16 protein-coding genes and 2 pseudogenes are annotated in these 15,843 nt (G+C 61.7%); 13 read left to right on the forward strand and 5 right to left on the reverse strand.

Going from position 1 to position 15,843, the window contains the following annotated elements; translation table 11 throughout:
* Nucleotides 1-272: 272 nt before the first annotated feature.
* Nucleotides 273-716, reverse strand: coding sequence for an alpha-hydroxy-acid oxidizing protein (locus ACPEE0_RS23065; RefSeq protein WP_424575640.1), 444 nt, complete (start codon nucleotides 714-716; stop codon nucleotides 273-275).
* Nucleotides 674-1,849 (reverse strand): DUF6069 family protein, encoded by a 1,176-nt coding sequence (locus ACPEE0_RS23070; protein ID WP_424575576.1) that lies wholly within the window; start codon nucleotides 1,847-1,849, stop codon nucleotides 674-676. Before ACPEE0_RS23070 ends, ACPEE0_RS23065 begins: the two co-directional genes overlap by 43 nt.
* Nucleotides 1,850-2,207: 358 nt before the next feature.
* Between ACPEE0_RS23070 and ACPEE0_RS23075 the strand changes: the two are divergent.
* The 4 genes and pseudogenes from ACPEE0_RS23075 to ACPEE0_RS23090 all read left to right on the forward strand — a co-directional run bounded on the left by ACPEE0_RS23075 (nucleotide 2,208) and on the right by ACPEE0_RS23090 (nucleotide 5,557).
* Nucleotides 2,208-3,343, forward strand: a pseudogene (locus ACPEE0_RS23075) (Gfo/Idh/MocA family protein).
* Nucleotide 3,344: 1 nt separating this feature from the next.
* Nucleotides 3,345-4,346, forward strand: a complete 1,002-nt coding sequence (locus ACPEE0_RS23080; RefSeq protein ID WP_424575577.1) for a sugar phosphate isomerase/epimerase family protein — start codon at nucleotides 3,345-3,347, stop codon at nucleotides 4,344-4,346.
* Nucleotides 4,347-4,604: 258 nt separating this feature from the next.
* Entirely contained in the window at nucleotides 4,605-5,225 is a 621-nt protein-coding gene (locus ACPEE0_RS23085) for an ROK family protein (protein WP_424575578.1), read from the forward strand.
* Entirely contained in the window at nucleotides 5,129-5,557 is a 429-nt protein-coding gene (locus ACPEE0_RS23090; RefSeq protein ID WP_424575579.1) for an ROK family protein, read from the forward strand. Before ACPEE0_RS23085 ends, ACPEE0_RS23090 begins: the two co-directional genes overlap by 97 nt.
* A gap of 639 nt (nucleotides 5,558-6,196) precedes the next feature.
* Here ACPEE0_RS23090 and ACPEE0_RS23095 read toward each other — a convergent pair.
* The 3 genes from ACPEE0_RS23095 to ACPEE0_RS23105 form a co-directional block, all read right to left on the reverse strand.
* On the reverse strand, nucleotides 6,197-6,406 hold the full coding sequence (locus tag ACPEE0_RS23095; protein ID WP_424575580.1) for a hypothetical protein: 210 nt from the start codon (nucleotides 6,404-6,406) through the stop codon (nucleotides 6,197-6,199).
* 339 nt (nucleotides 6,407-6,745) lie between these two features.
* The gene (locus ACPEE0_RS23100; protein WP_424575581.1) at nucleotides 6,746-8,029 is read right to left on the reverse strand and encodes a GMC oxidoreductase; all 1,284 of its coding nucleotides are present in this window, start codon (nucleotides 8,027-8,029) and stop codon (nucleotides 6,746-6,748) included.
* 116 nt (nucleotides 8,030-8,145) lie between these two features.
* On the reverse strand, nucleotides 8,146-9,072 hold the full coding sequence (locus tag ACPEE0_RS23105; RefSeq protein WP_424575582.1) for a sugar phosphate isomerase/epimerase family protein: 927 nt from the start codon (nucleotides 9,070-9,072) through the stop codon (nucleotides 8,146-8,148).
* Between the two features lie 204 nt (nucleotides 9,073-9,276).
* Between ACPEE0_RS23105 and ACPEE0_RS23110 the strand changes: the two are divergent.
* From ACPEE0_RS23110 to ACPEE0_RS23150, 9 genes and pseudogenes are all read left to right on the forward strand, one after another.
* Nucleotides 9,277-9,456: pseudogene (locus tag ACPEE0_RS23110) on the forward strand (TetR/AcrR family transcriptional regulator); the annotation flags it as partial.
* 147 nt (nucleotides 9,457-9,603) lie between these two features.
* Nucleotides 9,604-9,948, forward strand: a complete 345-nt coding sequence (locus tag ACPEE0_RS23115; protein ID WP_424575641.1) for a TetR family transcriptional regulator C-terminal domain-containing protein — start codon at nucleotides 9,604-9,606, stop codon at nucleotides 9,946-9,948.
* Nucleotides 9,949-10,600: 652 nt separating this feature from the next.
* On the forward strand, nucleotides 10,601-12,025 hold the full coding sequence (locus ACPEE0_RS23120; protein ID WP_424575583.1) for an MFS transporter: 1,425 nt from the start codon (nucleotides 10,601-10,603) through the stop codon (nucleotides 12,023-12,025).
* Nucleotides 12,026-12,719: 694 nt separating this feature from the next.
* Nucleotides 12,720-13,442: a sugar phosphate isomerase/epimerase family protein gene (locus ACPEE0_RS23125; protein ID WP_424575584.1), complete on the forward strand. Its 723-nt coding sequence runs from the start codon at nucleotides 12,720-12,722 to the stop codon at nucleotides 13,440-13,442.
* 8 nt (nucleotides 13,443-13,450) lie between these two features.
* The gene (locus ACPEE0_RS23130; RefSeq protein WP_424575585.1) at nucleotides 13,451-13,600 is read left to right on the forward strand and encodes a hypothetical protein; all 150 of its coding nucleotides are present in this window, start codon (nucleotides 13,451-13,453) and stop codon (nucleotides 13,598-13,600) included.
* Between the two features lie 195 nt (nucleotides 13,601-13,795).
* Entirely contained in the window at nucleotides 13,796-14,020 is a 225-nt protein-coding gene (locus tag ACPEE0_RS23135; RefSeq protein ID WP_424575586.1) for a hypothetical protein, read from the forward strand.
* A 114-nt stretch (nucleotides 14,021-14,134) separates the two neighbouring features.
* Nucleotides 14,135-14,377, forward strand: a complete 243-nt coding sequence (locus ACPEE0_RS23140; RefSeq protein ID WP_424575587.1) for a hypothetical protein — start codon at nucleotides 14,135-14,137, stop codon at nucleotides 14,375-14,377.
* A gap of 192 nt (nucleotides 14,378-14,569) precedes the next feature.
* Nucleotides 14,570-15,331 (forward strand): SGNH/GDSL hydrolase family protein, encoded by a 762-nt coding sequence (locus ACPEE0_RS23145; RefSeq protein ID WP_424575588.1) that lies wholly within the window; start codon nucleotides 14,570-14,572, stop codon nucleotides 15,329-15,331.
* A gap of 1 nt (nucleotide 15,332) precedes the next feature.
* Nucleotides 15,333-15,746 (forward strand): transposase, encoded by a 414-nt coding sequence (locus ACPEE0_RS23150; RefSeq protein WP_424575589.1) that lies wholly within the window; start codon nucleotides 15,333-15,335, stop codon nucleotides 15,744-15,746.
* The last annotated feature ends 97 nt before the right edge of the window (nucleotides 15,747-15,843 follow it).

Consider the following 15,843-nt stretch of genomic DNA (forward strand, 5'->3'; position numbering starts at 1 on the left):
TCCTGAGGCGAGCCGGTCTGTGGTTTTTCTGCTGTTGGACTCGCGGAAGCTTGCTTGGCTAGGGTGTTGCCTTGAATGGTGGAACCCCACCAGCCGTCGCCATAGGGGTGGACCCGGACCTTCTCCATGTAGCCGGCGGGCTTCCAGCACGGCAAGGACGGCGGCAGGGCCGAGTCCGGTCCCTTAGAGCAGGTCGGCCTTGGCCGCGGTGACCGTCTCGTGGCCACGGAATCTGCGGACAATCGATCCTGCCTACCCGGCCGCAGGACCCTTTATGGTTGCGGGTTCCTCCGTGGAAGGAACACCGCGTCGTCGATGTCCTCGATTGCCGTGCAACCGGTGAGCGCCATAGAAGTATCGAACTCGTCTCGCAGTGAGGTCACTACCCCCTCGACTCCTTGGGGGCCTGCCACTGTGAGACCCCACAAAATAGGCCGCGCCACTAGGACAGCACGCGCGCCCAGAGCGAGGGCTCGAAGGACATCTAAGCCGGACCTGATCCCTCCGTCTACCAGCACCTCCACGTTCCCCTGGGTGGCATCGACGATGGCGGGTAGAGCCTCAGCGACCGGAACTGCGTGAGCAAGGCCCTGACCGCCGTGGTTCGAGACGATGATGCCCGCGGCGCCGTGCTCGTGGGCTAACACGGCGTCTTCTGCGCGAGTGATTCCCTTCAGCACGATGGGGAGAGGTGAGAGGCCTGCCAGCCACGCCAGATCGTCCCAGGTGACACTGGCGTCCGCGAAGGTTGTGGGCTCGAGGCGGCGCCGTAATCCCGTGCGAGGAACATGGCTCGTGCCCCGTCCCCGAGCTGAGCCGAGACCGATTCGGCTGCACTTCGCATCGCTCTGGGGAACCAGGGTGACACCGGAAGGTCCACAGTCAGGCACAGCGCGGAAGCTCCGGCTGCGAAGGCACGACGGACTACATCTTCGAGAATGCTGCGATCGGCGGGCCAATACAGCTGCTGCCAGTATCGACCCGCAGCGACGGAACCCACCTCCTCCGGCGTGCGCGATGCCATCATGCTCAACGTCGTGATGGTGTCGGCTGCCGTACATCCGCGGGCGACAGCCACCTCCCCGTCAGGGTGGACCAACATGGATCCCACGTACGGTGCGGAAATGACAGGTAGGGCTATCTGTTGCCCCAGGACCGTGGTAGCCGTACTCCTTCTACTGACATCAACCAGGGCGCGAGGACGCACGCGCAGACGCTGCCAGGCATCGAGGTCACCCCTCAGCGTTGCTTCCATGTCGACGTTGTTGACATACAACCTATAGTCATCTGGCATAGCCTCCTCGGCTTGCGCCCGATAGTCATCTACCGTCACCGGAGACGGGACGGGGGCGGTGTCGTCGCTGCTCATCAGTTTCCTCGCCGGCCCCATAAGGCCCCGTGATTCTCGGATCGATAATGGTGAGATGCGCTCAGTCGCCGGCGGCGCGGAGATACGCGGGAACCGCGGCACCCATAACCGCGACGTGCATGAGCATCGTCGCGATGACGCCGGCAACGGTCGTGCCTGGATGAAGCCCGTCATGAGCAGCACGATGTTGGGGATGAAGGAGAGCGCTAGAACGACGGTAGCAAGTACAAGCAACAGCCGGCGAGGATTCTTCGCTGTGCGGCGGATACGCAGCCAGGCGAACCAGCCAATCGTAATGGGTATGACGGTGTACGCCGTGAAGATAGGCAGGGCGAGCGGTGGGTAGGTGGCGGGCGCTCCTGCGGCTATTGCGACTGCCGCGATAATGGCGTTCAGCGCGACCGCGATGGCGATCGCGGCGGCGAGGATTAGCGCCTGTGCCTTCGGTGAGGTGTTGGATCGAAGCGAGGTTGTGGTCATGGAGTGCTCCAGGGTTCGAGATTCGGGAGCCGACTGGTGTCGGTACCCGTTGTCGACGCTGCCCCGCTGCCCGCACACCATCCGGAAGCCGGCCATGTGCGGGCGCTGATCTTGCAAAGGGGGTCGGGGAGGGTGGCGACTTTGGTAAGCGGTCCTCCAATTGTATTGTATGCTATCGATATTTCCGAATGAGTTGGGGCACATTTGGCAGTACGTTGTGAAGAATGACTCCGATCGCCCGGGCGCCGGAGACCGCAACCCTTTAAGCAAGCAGGAACGAACATTGACAGCACTCACACACCCCTCCGGCACTGAACCGGCCCGTCCGCTGGGCGTGGCCCTAATTGGCTACGCTTTTATGGGGAAGGCTCACTCGAACGCCTGGCGGAATGTCGGCAGCTTTTTTGATGTCCCGGCGCTTGAGCAGAAGGTGCTTGTGGGTCGGGACGCTCACGCCGTCGCGGAGGCCGCCGCTACCTATGGCTGGGCCGAATCCGCCACGGACTGGCGTACGGTGCTCGATCGGGACGACATCGACATCGTGGACATCTGCGCCCCGGGCTGGATGCACGCCGACATCGCCATCGCGGCGCTCGGTGCTGGCAAGCACGTCCTGTCGAGAAACCGCTTGCCAACACCATTGCCGAGGCCGAGCTCATGACCGCCGCGGCGGCAAACGCTCGGGTCCGGGGCGTGCAGTCGATGATCGGCTTTAACTACCGCCGTGTCCCGGCCCTTGCCCTGGCGAAGGAATTAATTGCCGAAGGACGCGTCGGCACCGTCCGTCAGATCCGTGCCACTTACCTGCAGGACTGGCTCGCTGACGACCAAGCGCCCATGAGCTGGCGGTTGAGGAAGGAGGATGCCGGTTCCGGTGCGTTAGGAGACATCGCCTCGCATGCCGTCGACCAAGTCCTGTTCCTCCTCGGCGACCAGGTCACCGAGGTCACTGGGCGGCTGCATACCTTCGTGCCCCAGCGTCTCGGTGTACACGGGATCGAGGACGTAACGGTCGACGACGCCGCTTGGGCGACGCTCTCCCTCGCCTCCGGAGCAGTCGCCTCGGTGGAGGTCTCCAGGGTGGCGACGGGGCGGAAGAACAGCCTTCAGATAGAGGTCTACGGGGACAAGGGCAGCCTCCGGTTCGACCTGGAAAGCCTCAACGAACTTATGTTCCTCGACGCCACCGCTCCCGCCCGGGAGCAGGGCTACCGCCGTATCCTCGTCAGCGAACCAGAGCACCCATACTTGGAGGCGTGGTGGCCGCAGGGCCACATCATTGGTTGGGAACACACCTTCACCCACCAGCTCCGCGACTTCCTAACCGCCATTAAGGATGGAACCCCGCCGTCGCCGTCGTTCGAGGAAGGACTGAACGTGCAGTACATCCTGGACGCCGTGTCGGAATCAGCTGCAGCAAAAGGCGCGCTGGTTCAACTTCCCGGCGCCAACCGGACAACCGGTACGCCCGCCATCGAATCCGGAGGAGCTTGACATGTCCCGCCCGTTCACCCTGTTCACCGGCCAGTGGGCCGACCTGCCGTTCGAGGAAGTCGCCAGGCTTGCCTCGGGCTGGGGGTACGACGGACTCGAAATCGCGGTGTCCGGTGACCACCTGGACGCCTGGCGCTGGGACGAACCCGGCTACGTCGACTCAAAGCATGACATCTTGGACAGGTACAACCTCAAGGTCTGGGCCATCTCCAACCACCTCACCGGCCAGGCCGTGTGCGATGACCCCATCGACTTCCGCCACCAGGGCATCGTCCGCTCCAAAGTCTGGGGCGACGGCGACCCCGAAGGCGTCCGCACCCGTGCCGCCGAGGAAATGAAAAACACCGCGCGGCTCGCCAAGGCACTCGGCGTGGACACCGTCGTCGGCTTCACCGGCTCCGCCATCTGGCAGTACGTAGCCATGTTCCCGCCCGTCCCGAAAAAAGTCATCGACGCCGGCTACCAGGACTTCGCCGACCGCTGGAACCCCATCCTGGACGTCTTCGACGCATGCGGCGTCCGCTTCGCCCACGAAGTCCACCCCTCCGAAATCGCCTACGACTACTGGACCACCGTCCGCACACTCGAAGCCATCGGCCACCGCGAAGCCTTCGGCCTGAACTGGGACCCCTCCCACATGATGTGGCAGGGCATCGACCCCGTCTCCTTCATCTGGGACTTCAAGGACCGCATCTACCACGTGGACTGCAAAGACACCAAGATCCGCCAAACCGGACGCAACACCGTCCTCGGCTCCCACCTGCCCTGGGGCGACCCCCGCCGCGGCTGGGACTTCGTCTCCGCCGGACGCGGCGACGTACCCTGGGAAGCCTCCTTCCGCGCCCTCGCCGCCATCGGCTACACCGGCCCCATCAGCATCGAATGGGAAGACGCCGGCATGGACCGCCTCCACGGCGCCCCCGAAGCCCTCACCGCCCTGAAGAAGTACGACTTCCCGCCGTCGAGCACTTCCTTCGACGCCGCCTTCAACAGCAACGACTAACGACAGGGGTCTCCTGTGCGCCGCTGCAACGGCTGAGGGCCCCTGAGACGGGATCAGCGAGCAGGGACCAGTTTTTCGTTTGCGGTTGCTTAGAGTGCCGCTTCAGCATGGACCTTGTGACACCCGGAGCGCTCAACAAAGGCGGTCAGATCTTTGACTGGATCCCCTCGCCTCAGGACTACATCCAATGGAGCACCGGGCCGGATGCCGGGCCTTCCGCGATTCCATCACACGAACATGAGAGAGGAAGTTGAGTAGTTGCCTAATATTGGCATCGATATCGGGGGCACGAAAATTGCAGCAGGTGTCGTCGACGACGATGGACGGATCCTCGCGCGATCCCGCTGCGAAACGCCGATCTCGGGTCCTGCAGAGATTGACCAAGCTATAGCGGACCTCTACGGCGAACTTTCCACGTACGGCACTATCGAAAACGTCGGTCTTGCTGCTGCCGGGTTCGTGTCCTCAGACCGGTCTACCGTGCTGACAGCCCCAAACCTGCCCTGGCAAAACTACCCGCTGGGAGAACGCGTCGCCGCCCTCCTTCCACAAGGCTGCGCGGTGGTGGTGGAGAACGACGCCAACGCCGCTGCTTGGGCCGAGCATATATACGGCCCTGGTCCTTCCGGTTCTGTGTCCCTTATGGTCACGATAGGCACCGGCATCGGCGGCGGCGTTATAAGTGGCGGGGCGCTGATGCGGGGTGCTTTTGGTGCCGCCGCAGAGGTAGGACATCTCACCATGGTGCAGGAGGGTCTCCCGTGCGGGTGCGGCAAACTCGGATGTTGGGAGGCCTACGGCTCAGGTACAGCGCTAGTGTCAAACGCTCAAAAGGCACTCCAGGAGCGACCCAGGAGGCTGGACAGCTCCTTCGCTTGAGCAGAGCTGGGGACGGAACTCTGACCGGCCAACACATCGCCGTAGCTGCATCTCAGGGAGACCCCCTGGCTCGCGAGCTCTTCGAAGCTCTCGGCGACTGGATCGGCCGAGGCCTCGCGTCCCTCGCGGCCATAATCGATCCCGCGGTGATCGTTGTGGGCGGAGGGGTGGCCGAGTCCGAGGACTTTCTCCTACCGGCAGTCCGCAGCGCCTTCCAGAGCCGCCTCCCGGGTCGACACGACAGGCCGGAAGCCCGCGTCATAGCCGCTTCACTGGGCAACGACGCCGGTCTCGTCGGTGTTGCATCTCTTGCCGCCACGAAGACCGCCTAGCGCTGCCGTCCACCACACGGTAAGGAGTAGCGAGTTGCCCTGGCACTGCGGTTGGTGACACCTTTGATGTAAGTGTAGGGCGCTCGTGGAAGTGGCTGAGTTGGGAGGGACACGCCGGGATGGCGACATCTCACTTTCCCAACCAGCCGCGCCGAGCCGATCAGTGGGCTGATTAGCAAGCGGATGAATGCGGAATCTGACGAGGTTCCCCCACCCTTGGGCTCAGCTCAGGCACCAGCGCAGGAGTAGCTACAAGGGGTTTGACCACTGCGCCAGAACTGGTGCTGGGAGCTGCGCGAGAGGAAGATCCTGCGGCCGCCGTGCTTGACGGTTACCACTGTCTTTCGTGCGCCCATCTGATGGTCAAACTGGACTAATTCCGCTGATCCCTGAGGGCCTGCACAATTGTTCTCAATTGTCGTTTTGTAGCTGAGCCAGTGGGCACCTCCGGCGTTCTTTGGAGGGTGCAAAGTATTCTCGACGCCAAGCCGCGAAATGGCACATCTTTCGACGATCGCTGACAACAGACGATGCAGATAGCATCCGCACGATTCTGCGGATTCGCGCACCACGTCAGAGGACTGAAGACTGTCGTCGCGACGGTCGGGCGCATTCAGAGCCGTCTGATGCTTGAGCTACCTAACCCGGTACACAGACTGTGTACCCACAGGCAACGTCAGGGGCGGTTTCGACAGTGTATTCCCCCGGCCCGACGCGGGTCACCTTGATGCCTTGGCTGAGGGCGAGGGCAGCGGGGATGATGTCTTGGACTGTTGAGTTCAGCAGATCATCAAGCGCAGCTACGTCGGTGGTGGAGACGCGTCGGATGGTGTGAGTCGCGTGGGTCATTTATCTTCCTCAAGTTTTTAGTGCGAACTTGGCTTCGATTTGAGTTCATTTAGCCTGAGGCCCCAAGCCGGTCAGGTTCGTCGTAACCTGACCGGCAATGCTGTCGATGGGCGGACGTGGAGTACTACTCCACGTCCGCCCACCCGCCGAATGTTGCTGACGCAATTACGGCTGCTTAGATGTTTGCGGCACGGGCGCCGTGGGCGAAGTGGGCAGGCCTTCGACAGTCTCTCCCCGGATCGTCGCGTAGGTCCGGAGGCGCGGATGGCACGTGCGTGCACCTGTCCCATGAAGCCACCGCCAACGATGGCGGCTCGTATATTTTCCACGACCGCTTCCCTATCCAATCGATTCGGCTGCGTGAAGTGCCAGGGCAACTGTGGTGAGTGTTGGGTTGCACGAGTTGCGCGACCCCAGGGCTCCATTACCCACCACATAGATATTTTCTGTACCTCGGACAAGACCCTCCGGTGAGGCTACGGATGTATTTTCGTCCAAACCGATTCGATTGGTTCCCATGAGGTGCAGGGCGGAGCCGATCGGCCGCAGGAACGAAGCCATCCCCTCCCAGGGCTGCCCGATCGTGCTTGCCAGCGTGTATTGGTCAGCCAATGCCTGGGCAACTCGCTCATGGTCGGCCTGGCTCAGCTCCTTATGAGCTGTTACTGCTGGCAGACCAAACCCGTCGAGTTCAGTCTCCGAAAACCTCAACCCGTTGGATTCTGCCGGCTCGAGTCCCAGGAAGGTTCCGATGTTGGTGATACGGCTCGAGTCGTCGCCGAAGGTCATTCCCGTGTGTGCAACGCTCGGCAGATCGATGATGGAGGTGTGGAACGGCCGCTGCTCGGTGACGGGGAGATACAAGTTCACCGGTGCGTCGCCGTCTATAGCCTCTGGAAGATCCTTATTCAAGGTGACTGTGGAGACCAGGTTGAGGTGGTCGGTCATGTATCGTCCCAGCGCTGGGTGGCGTAGCCCGGAAGCGAACAGAAGCTGCGGCGTGCCGACCGCGCCTGCACCGACCACAATGGTCGCCCCGCTGGCGGTGATCTCGTCACCTCCGCTGCCTCGTGCCGTTACCGAGACGCCTCGGCCACCGTGATGCTCGATTCTCTGAGCCACGTACCCCGTTAGGATAGTGAGTTCGCCGTCTTCGGGACCTCCCGCCAGTAGAGCATCCGCCCCGGCGTACTCGAGCTGCCCGTTTGCCGTGCGACGCGCTGCAACTGGCACCCGCTTGGGTGATAGGCCCAGGCTTGATTCGATCGTGCTTTCAAGCCACTGCTGCCGCCGGCTCCCCTCCCCATTGAGGTCGGCGCTTGCCCAGAGCAGCGCTTCAGCGTCAGCGAGGTGGCGTGTCAATTCCCGCTCAGGAAGTGTCTCGTCCCATTCCGCTGGCAGCTGTGGCCGCGGTACCGCGTGAGACCAGCCGATCATCATTCCGCCGAGCGCGTGAATACCGCGGGTGCCCGGCAAACCGGGGATAGGGTCCGAGCTTCCCGCGTGCGGGACGAGAAGCTTCATGGCCCGTCGATTGAAGTCGTCATCGGGCAAAGTGTTGCGTAGGTGCGTTCCAGCCTGAGGTGTATGGGCTGGGCCGGCCTCGATGATCAGAACGCTCATCCCTCGTCGACGGGCAGCACCGGCGAACGCCGCTGACCCTGCTCCACTTCCGACCACGAGGACATCTGCTGTCAGGGGCACGCCTTCTGCATGGCGATCAAGTACAGTTACGGCGCTCATGCTCGTCCCCCGACCGCTGCGTCGAGAAGGTCTTTTGTACGGGAAATAGTTTCGTAGACCCCGCCACCATCCAACACTGCGCATTCGATGGTGATCGGGCCATCGTAGCCGGTGTCAAGAACGGTATTGATGACCTTTTCGAGGTCATACACCTTTGATGACCCATCCTCATTGAACCCGTAAGTCTTCACGTGCACGAGCGATGCTCGATCCGCCAGCGCCTGGATGAATTGCTCGACCCTGGTCAAGTCATCAACGGTCGCGAAGGGAAGACCTGTGCTGAAGCTCTCAACCACGGTGCCTTGAACGGGCTCGATGTTGCCCGTGTCCAGAATCAGACCCAGTTCCGGTCCCACCGCATCCAATAGCGCGATGACGTCTTCCGGAGTGGAAGTGAGCTCGCAATGGTTCTCGATGAACAACCGGATCCCGCGGGCCTGCGCAAAAGCACTCAGCCGTTTCAGCGCGACCACGACATCCTCGACCGACGCGGTCTCTCCGGCTTCGATGATCGGAGGCGGCATCAAATTGACGCGCGCGGACGACACAGAAAGTGATGACAGGAGCTCTAGGACGTTCTCGAGAGTGCGCAGGTCGTCCTCTCGAAACGCCGGGTTCCCGTCGCCGGCGGAGCGACCGTCAAGAGTGACGTTCGTGATCCTGACCTTCTCGTCGGTCAGTGCCGCCCGCAGCCGGTCGAGTTCATCCGGGGCTGCGTTGACCAGGTACCAGTCGGGAATTTCGAACTCGTCGACTCCGAACGCTTCCCGAAGATGCGTGGGCAGACTGCCCAGGGGGACGTCCCGGGACCCCTCGGCGACTTGATGCCATTGGATTTGCCCATTCTGGTCACGGTTGCACAGAGAGATTGGTCCCAGCGCGTGCCGGATACCCCACGCAGAAACGCGGATCGTATTGCTCATCGGGACATGCCTTTCGATGTGATGTCAACTACGCAGGCCGCATTCGGCTCAAATACGCGCGGCGTCCGCGGCTGGCGTATTGAAGGAGGAACGCCGTTGCTCCTGCGAATTCTTTTGAGGTCCCACTCAGGGGCTGTGTGAACAATATCACGAACTCTTAGTGTCCACTAAGAGTTCGGTGATTTTTTTTGGCTGCCTGTAGAGTTGGGCATCGGAAGCAGGTGTACATGGCAAAGGTTTCGGCATCGGTCGCGAGGAAGCCCCGGGGCCCCTGACGCACGCTCTGCACAGGTACGGCGGGCCATACTTGACGCGGCTCTCGATGTCTTCGCGCAGTCGGGTTACCGCTCAGGATCCCTTCGGGAGATCGCAGAGAAGGTGGGGATCACAGACGCCGGGGTCCTCCACCACTTCGGGAGCAAAAGCGCTCTGCTCGCCGAAGTTTTGAACCGACGCGACGAGCTGGTGGCTCATCTTCTACCCGGCGGTGAAGGTGCGGGGACAGAAAGCCTACGAGGTCTCTTGAAGATCGTGGAACTGATCTCGACCTACCCTGGTCTCGTCGAATTGCACTGCACCCTGCTCGCTGAAGCGACGACCCCTGATCATCCTGCACACAGCTTTTTTGTTGAGCGTTATGATCGCACGCGACAGAGCCTGGTTGCCGCGTTCGAGGCTGCGGAGCGCGATGGCCGCCTGCTTGATGGCGTTAATCCACATCATGCAGCCGCCTCAACGCTGGCCTTGCTGGACGGGCTTCAACTGCAGTGGTTGCTCAACCCCCGTGAAATCGACATGCCATCAACGCTCGCCGCGCACTTCGCAAGAATTGTTGACCTCACGGATCGAAGGGCCGCTACTAACGAGCTGGCATGACCTGGCTTCGTCACGCGGTCGCTTCGCTTGACCGGGGCCGCGCGAACCTAAATTCCGGCCACTCCCTAAGGCGAGGGACCCGAGCCGTTGTCCGCTAGGCCCACCGCTGGCACGGGAGATGGCCGCCTGACGGATAACGGCTCTGCGCGCCGAGCCTTGTCGAGATCCGGCCTGCGGCCCGGGCATGTTCCAAGTCATTGCGGTAGTTCTCGGTGTACCCGCCGTTCCGAATGGTGATGGCCGTCAGTCCGGACGCGGCGACCATCTCATCGGTTGCCTTATGATCCGGAGCAATCAGAAAGGCGGTTGTTGTCGCCTGTGGCGCCGACGTCTAAAACGATCCTTCCGACGCCGGCAGGCAGCCGTCCACCACACCGGAGCAACCACCCACCTGCGGACACCGGCAGCGGCGGACTTTCCAGCAAGGGGTCGACGCAAGCTAGATAGGATGCTATACATTGCATAGGCACATCAGAAACCGTGCAATGAGGTATAGCCGCAAAGGCGCCCACTCGCTCTGGATTATCACCAGCAGCGGACTCTCTCACCGGCGTTTGAACCCCAAAAGGGGTCGACGTCATCTAAATAGCATGCTATACATTCCATATGCACAGCAGAGACTGTGCAGTGGAGCAGCCGCAAAGGAGCAGCCTTGACCCTCTCAGCCGACCCCGCCCCCTCGGGCCAAGCCGCCGGTGCAGAGATCCGCACCGATTCAAAACCGCAACTTTCGCTAGTGACCAGGTCCGCCTACGGACTTGGCGACTTCGCCAATACGCTTGTATATGGAGGACTCGTAAGCTGGTTAGCCCTCTTCTACACTGACGCCGTGGGTATCGGGGCCGGGGTTGCGGGCATCATTATCGTCACTGCACGAGTAGTGGATGGCTTCTTCGACCCCGTCGTGGGAGCTATTTCTGAGCGTACACGCAGCAAGTATGGAAGATTCCGGCCGTGGATCCTGTACGGTATGCTGCCGCTGGGGATTTTCTCAGTCCTTACTTTTACCGCGCCGTTCCCTGGCGACTCGGTATCCGCCATCGTCTGGGCAGCAGCGACCTACGGAATTCTGGGGCTGGTCTACTCCTGCGTTAACCTGCCCTATGCAGCACTCTCAGGTGTGATCGCCGAGACGCAAGCGGACAGGCTCTCGTTGGGAAACATGCGCTTTGTGTTTGCGTCGATCTGCCTGATCCTGATGGGGCTCGCTACCCTTCCGCTCGTGAACACCTTGGGCACTCCGACCGGAGGCGCCCTGTCGATCTCGGGATTCACGGCGACCGTTGCGATCTTCGCCGGGTTGGCAGTCGTTCTGTACTTCTTTGTCTTCAAGACCTCGCGTGAGATCGTAACGCCTGTTCACGTCGAGCGGCCCCGGCTCGCTGAGACGATTCGAGCAGTATTCACCAACGGCCCACTGCTCGTTGTGTTTCTTCTCAATATCTGCGGCGGTACTGCCTTCTTCGCCCGATTTGGCGTCGTCGCGTATTACTACATCTATAACTCAGGTAACGCCGCGATCGTCCCGATCCTCATCTCGACCACTTCGATCGCCAGCCTCGTCGGGACCCTGCTCTTTACCCGGCTCGCGCACAGGATTGGAAAGCGAAGGCTTTTTATTATCGGACAAGCGGTTCAGGCCGCTGCACTCTTCGCGCTGTACTTGAGCGATCCGACAAACATTCCCGTTCTCGTAATCCTGACCGTTGTTAATGGGCTGGCGGGCTTCACCATTCCGTTGCTCTACGCGATGGTTGCTGACGTAGCAGACTACGGCGAACTCAAGAGCGGCGTTCGCAATGACGGCATAGCATTTGCAGTAGTCAGCCTTTCACAGAAGCTCGGAGCCGCGATCAGTGGCATCGCCGTCACCCTTCTCGGAGTATTCGGCTACGTGGCTAACCAAGTACAGACTCCGGAGGCGACGCACGGAATTAACGTTGTCGTCAACCTCCTCCCCGCGCTGCTCGGCGTTGTGACGATCTTTGTCGCACTCCTCTACCCGCTGACCGACAAGCGGGCGACCGAGATCCGCAACGAACTCAAATCCCGCGCTCAAGCCCGCGGGCAGGCCTAGCCTGTCGTAGCACCTCTGGTCTGCCGCCACCCGAACGAACCCGGGGTGGCGGCATGCCCATTGGTTCAGTGCTGAGCTGTGCCGGCGGGCGCCCAACGTCAAGGCTCCCCGGACGGCCTCCCTCATGACAATAGAGTCCTTCGCCCAATCGAACCCCGAGAGCTGTACTGAATAAGAGCAGCAAGGTCATTGTCGACACAGTCTTCTACGGCTCTGATTACGACACCGGCAGTGTGGTGGATATGGTGGCTGCCACCACCGAAGTTGACGCTTGGAAAATGCGTGAAAACCCTGCCTCATGCGGGCAACAAACAATCCAAAACCGAAGGTAGGGACGTGCGCATCATAAACGGCAACTCGGTGACTTCGCGGACCGGTACAGCGCCGGTTCACCCAGCACCTGGGATCACGTCCATTCACCCTGTCGGAAGTTCAGGCTTGTGACGACTTGCCCTTATTTCTCTGGGAATCAGTGCCCCGCCCACCCATCGAGACGGATGCTGCTTAAATGACAGCCGCGGAGGAAGGCGCCCGGTCGACGACGGGGGTGGCCCGACCGCCATGGGAACACCTGACTAGGAATTTGACGTCCCTAATTCCAGCAATCTGGGGAAGCGCCAAGCGCGTAGCTTTGGGTGCGGCTCGATGAGATGTCGCGCACGCCACTTTCAGCGTTCGACACGAACTCGGGCCGATGTTCATGGGCGCCCGGGACGCAAACGGTCAACTCGTCATGCAGCAAGTAGCAGATTATCCCGAGCTCATCAGTTTTGATGGTATTCCCGAACGGATTAAGCGATTCGGCGTCAATTCCGTGGAGCTGATGGAACAGAACCTCCATGGCACGAGCGCCGAAGACGGCGCGGCATTCCGCGCTGCGCTTGAGCGCGAAGGGGTGAAAGTCGGCCTCCTGGGCCTTAGCAGGTGCGTCGGGGATACAAACGACCAGCACCGCGCTGAAGATTTGGATGAATTGGAGCGACTGATCGAGTCGGCGGCGGAGGTGGAGGCAGAGCAGGTTCGTGTGGTCCTCATGCCGCCTCCGATTGTGTCTTCGCCAACGCTTGCGCCCTTTGACGTCTTAGTGGATTCCCTGCGCCGCCTGAGCGCCAAAGCCAAGGCCGCCGGCGTCCGGCTGACGGTGGAAAACGAAGACGTTGTAACCTCCGACCCCGATCAGCTGATCCCGATCCTCGATGCAATTGGTACAGACATCGGCCTCGTCCTCGACACCGGGAACGTAGAGCCGCTCCTGAGCGAAGTGACCAGCAGCTTCCTAGCGGGGCGCGAGCCCAAGGATGTTGCCGACCCAGAGCCGGCCTACCGCATGGTCGAGGCTCTACTCCCCCGCGCCGAAGTCGTGCACGTTAGACCTACGGGTTCAATGATGACGGCTCATCGAAGGTGTACGACCTAAATCGCATCATGAAGATCCTTGTAGACGGCGAGTTCCAGGGGCCGCTCACGATCGAGTACGGCGGATTCGACGGTGCAGACGCGGAGGATGCGATCAACAAGACGATCGAGCTCATCCGAGCCGCGGTACCCGCGTCAGCCCATCCACCGCAGACCTAGTCGGGGCAGTAGAAATGTTAATCCTCCGGCCGCTGAGGTGACCTGCCGCGCTTCGGTCAGAGGGCCTGACCTCAAGCGCCGGTGCGGATTGCTCATGCGACGAACAGCGCTCGTGCTGAAAGCCTTCCGAGAGACGAAAAGGCCAGTGGCGGTCATGGCCCACCTGCAAGGCCGGAAGATCCGCCTGGCCAGTCGTTGACGGCCCGCTTCGCTCTCGCCGTGGGTGACACGTCGACTACCCCGACCGGGGATCGTCGCGGAACCGAGGACATCTGCTCCGCCACGTTGAAGAGCTACACCGAGGAAGTCAACGTGGGTGACGCCCTGCTGATTGTCGACGGCAAGGTGACCCTGCCGGCCGCGGCAGTGCACCAGGTCGACCCCTGGCCGGAAAAGAAGAACAACGAGGCTATCAGATAACGCAAGGACCCCTGCCGACCGGCAGGGGTCCTCTGCAAAAGTAGCGTCGACCCCTTTGGGTACGAACTCCCGTCCAATCCAGTAGCCCCGCTGCGCCACCTGCCAGGAGAAGCCATGCCCTCTGTTCTGTCCACCGCACTGGAGTCCGTCCTCGGCGCTTTAGATAGGTGCAGCCGCGACGGAGCGACCACCTTCTACCTCTCACCGAAGATCGGACGCGAGACGCTCGGCGATGCCTCGTTCGAGCTCTCGAGTTCGATCCCGTCGGGCGTCCGGATCGCGATGACGACTGATGCCCCCTTCATTGAGGTGGAAGCCCACCTGACACGGCTGGTCATCAGCGGAAACAGCCCATAGAGCGAGCACGTTCGACGTCGTGGTGGACGGTGTCGCCGGAGCTTCCCACCCAGCGGACCGCGAGTCTCTAATTATGATCGACCCCAAAACAGGGGGGTACGAATTCAGTGCCGAGCGGCGGAGCCGCGAAAGTGCGCTTCGACCTAGGGAACGAGCCGCGGGATCGCGAAGTGGAAATTTGGTTCCCCCAACATGTCAATCCTCGCGCTACGGGATGTCCGAATCCCGAATGGACATGCGATACGTCCAACGCGCCGTGCCGCTCCCCGCTGGCTGCACCATGGCAGCTCCAACAGCCAGTGCATTGAATCCGCACGTCCCCTCGAGACCTGGCCGGTCTGGGTTGCCCGTCGAACCGGCTTCGAAATCACCAACCTCGGCCTGGCCGGTCAGTGTCAGCTCGACCAGTTCATGGCGCGGGCGATCCGCGACCACCCCGCCGACGTCATTTCCCTCGAGCTCGGAATCAATGTCGTCAATGCCGACTCAATGCGTGAACGTGTGTTCCTGAGCGCGTTGCACGGTTTCCTGGACACCGTGCGGGAGGGGCACCCCGAGACACCCGTCCTCATCTTCTCACCCTTCATCTGCCCCGTTGCGGAAACGCATCCCGGTTCAACGCCCTACACAGCGGATCGTAAGGTGTACACGTTGGAGCGTCCGGACGAACTCGCCCAAGGTGCTCTTACGCTATCGCGGGTACGGCAGCTGATCGCGGCCGAAGTGACTCGTCGTGTGTACGCCGGGACGAGCACCTGCACCTCGTCGACGGGCTCGACCTATTCGGACCCGAGGACGCGGCCAACCTCCCAGACGGTCTGCATCCGAACGGTGCCGGCTACCTTCGGATCGCCGAGCGCTTCGCAGCACAAACCTCCAACCTGTTCGCTACAGGCTCTGCTTCACCGGACGTCCCGGTATCGATTTAGTCAGGGGGACGTCGAACTGCGGTAGCGTGGCAGGATGTCTGCAGGCAGAGCATGCAGACGGAGGGCACCAACAACCGCTCGCCGAGGTGGTCAAGCTCGGCGACGTCATGCTCACCGAGGTCCGGCTGCGTCTCACCCGGCAGGTCCACGGCCGGAGGCCGATCCATCGACCCTGTCTGGGCCAATCCGAGGCCGCTCCTCCGCGGAGGAACACACTCTCGGACCGGGCACGAAACAGGCTCAGCACAGTGTTCGCCGCCGACGATGCCACCGGGAAGCTGCAGGCCGCGTGGCTGGTCAAGGAACAGCTCCGGACCCTGCTCGCCACCGGCTCCCTCGCCGATGCTGCCGCCACGCAAGGATCAGCATCAGGCATTAGGCATTGGCGTAAAAGCAGCGCGCCCGAAACCAACCGGCTTTGGCGCACGGTCTGCCGCTGATGGAAAGAGATCGAAGTCCTCATTGTCGCCGGCGCGACAACCGCAAACATGGAAGCCAAAAACACCGCGATCAAACACATAAAAAGGACTGGCAGAG

The sequence above is a fragment of the Arthrobacter sp. SD76 genome (assembly GCF_049726125.1).
GTDB classification, from domain to species: Bacteria; Actinomycetota; Actinomycetes; order Actinomycetales; family Micrococcaceae; genus Arthrobacter; species Arthrobacter nitrophenolicus.

Excerpts from the sequence above, each read along its gene's own strand:
- ACPEE0_RS23130 (WP_424575585.1), top strand. The coding sequence starts at position 13,451 with ATGAAGATCCTTGTAGACGGCGAGTTCCAGGGGCCGCTCACGATCGAG.
- ACPEE0_RS23080 (WP_424575577.1), top strand. The coding sequence starts at position 3,345 with ATGTCCCGCCCGTTCACCCTGTTCACCGGCCAGTGGGCCGACCTGCCG.
- ACPEE0_RS23070 (WP_424575576.1), bottom strand. The coding sequence starts at position 1,849 with ATGACCACAACCTCGCTTCGATCCAACACCTCACCGAAGGCACAGGCG.
- ACPEE0_RS23125 (WP_424575584.1), top strand. The coding sequence starts at position 12,720 with ATGTTCATGGGCGCCCGGGACGCAAACGGTCAACTCGTCATGCAGCAA.
- ACPEE0_RS23090 (WP_424575579.1), top strand. The coding sequence starts at position 5,129 with ATGTTGGGAGGCCTACGGCTCAGGTACAGCGCTAGTGTCAAACGCTCA.
- ACPEE0_RS23140 (WP_424575587.1), top strand. The coding sequence starts at position 14,135 with ATGCCCTCTGTTCTGTCCACCGCACTGGAGTCCGTCCTCGGCGCTTTA.
- ACPEE0_RS23145 (WP_424575588.1), top strand. The coding sequence starts at position 14,570 with ATGTCAATCCTCGCGCTACGGGATGTCCGAATCCCGAATGGACATGCG.
- ACPEE0_RS23095 (WP_424575580.1), bottom strand. The coding sequence starts at position 6,406 with ATGACCCACGCGACTCACACCATCCGACGCGTCTCCACCACCGACGTA.
- ACPEE0_RS23105 (WP_424575582.1), bottom strand. The coding sequence starts at position 9,072 with ATGAGCAATACGATCCGCGTTTCTGCGTGGGGTATCCGGCACGCGCTG.
- ACPEE0_RS23100 (WP_424575581.1), bottom strand. The coding sequence starts at position 8,029 with ATGAGCGTTCTGATCATCGAGGCCGGCCCAGCCCATACACCTCAGGCT.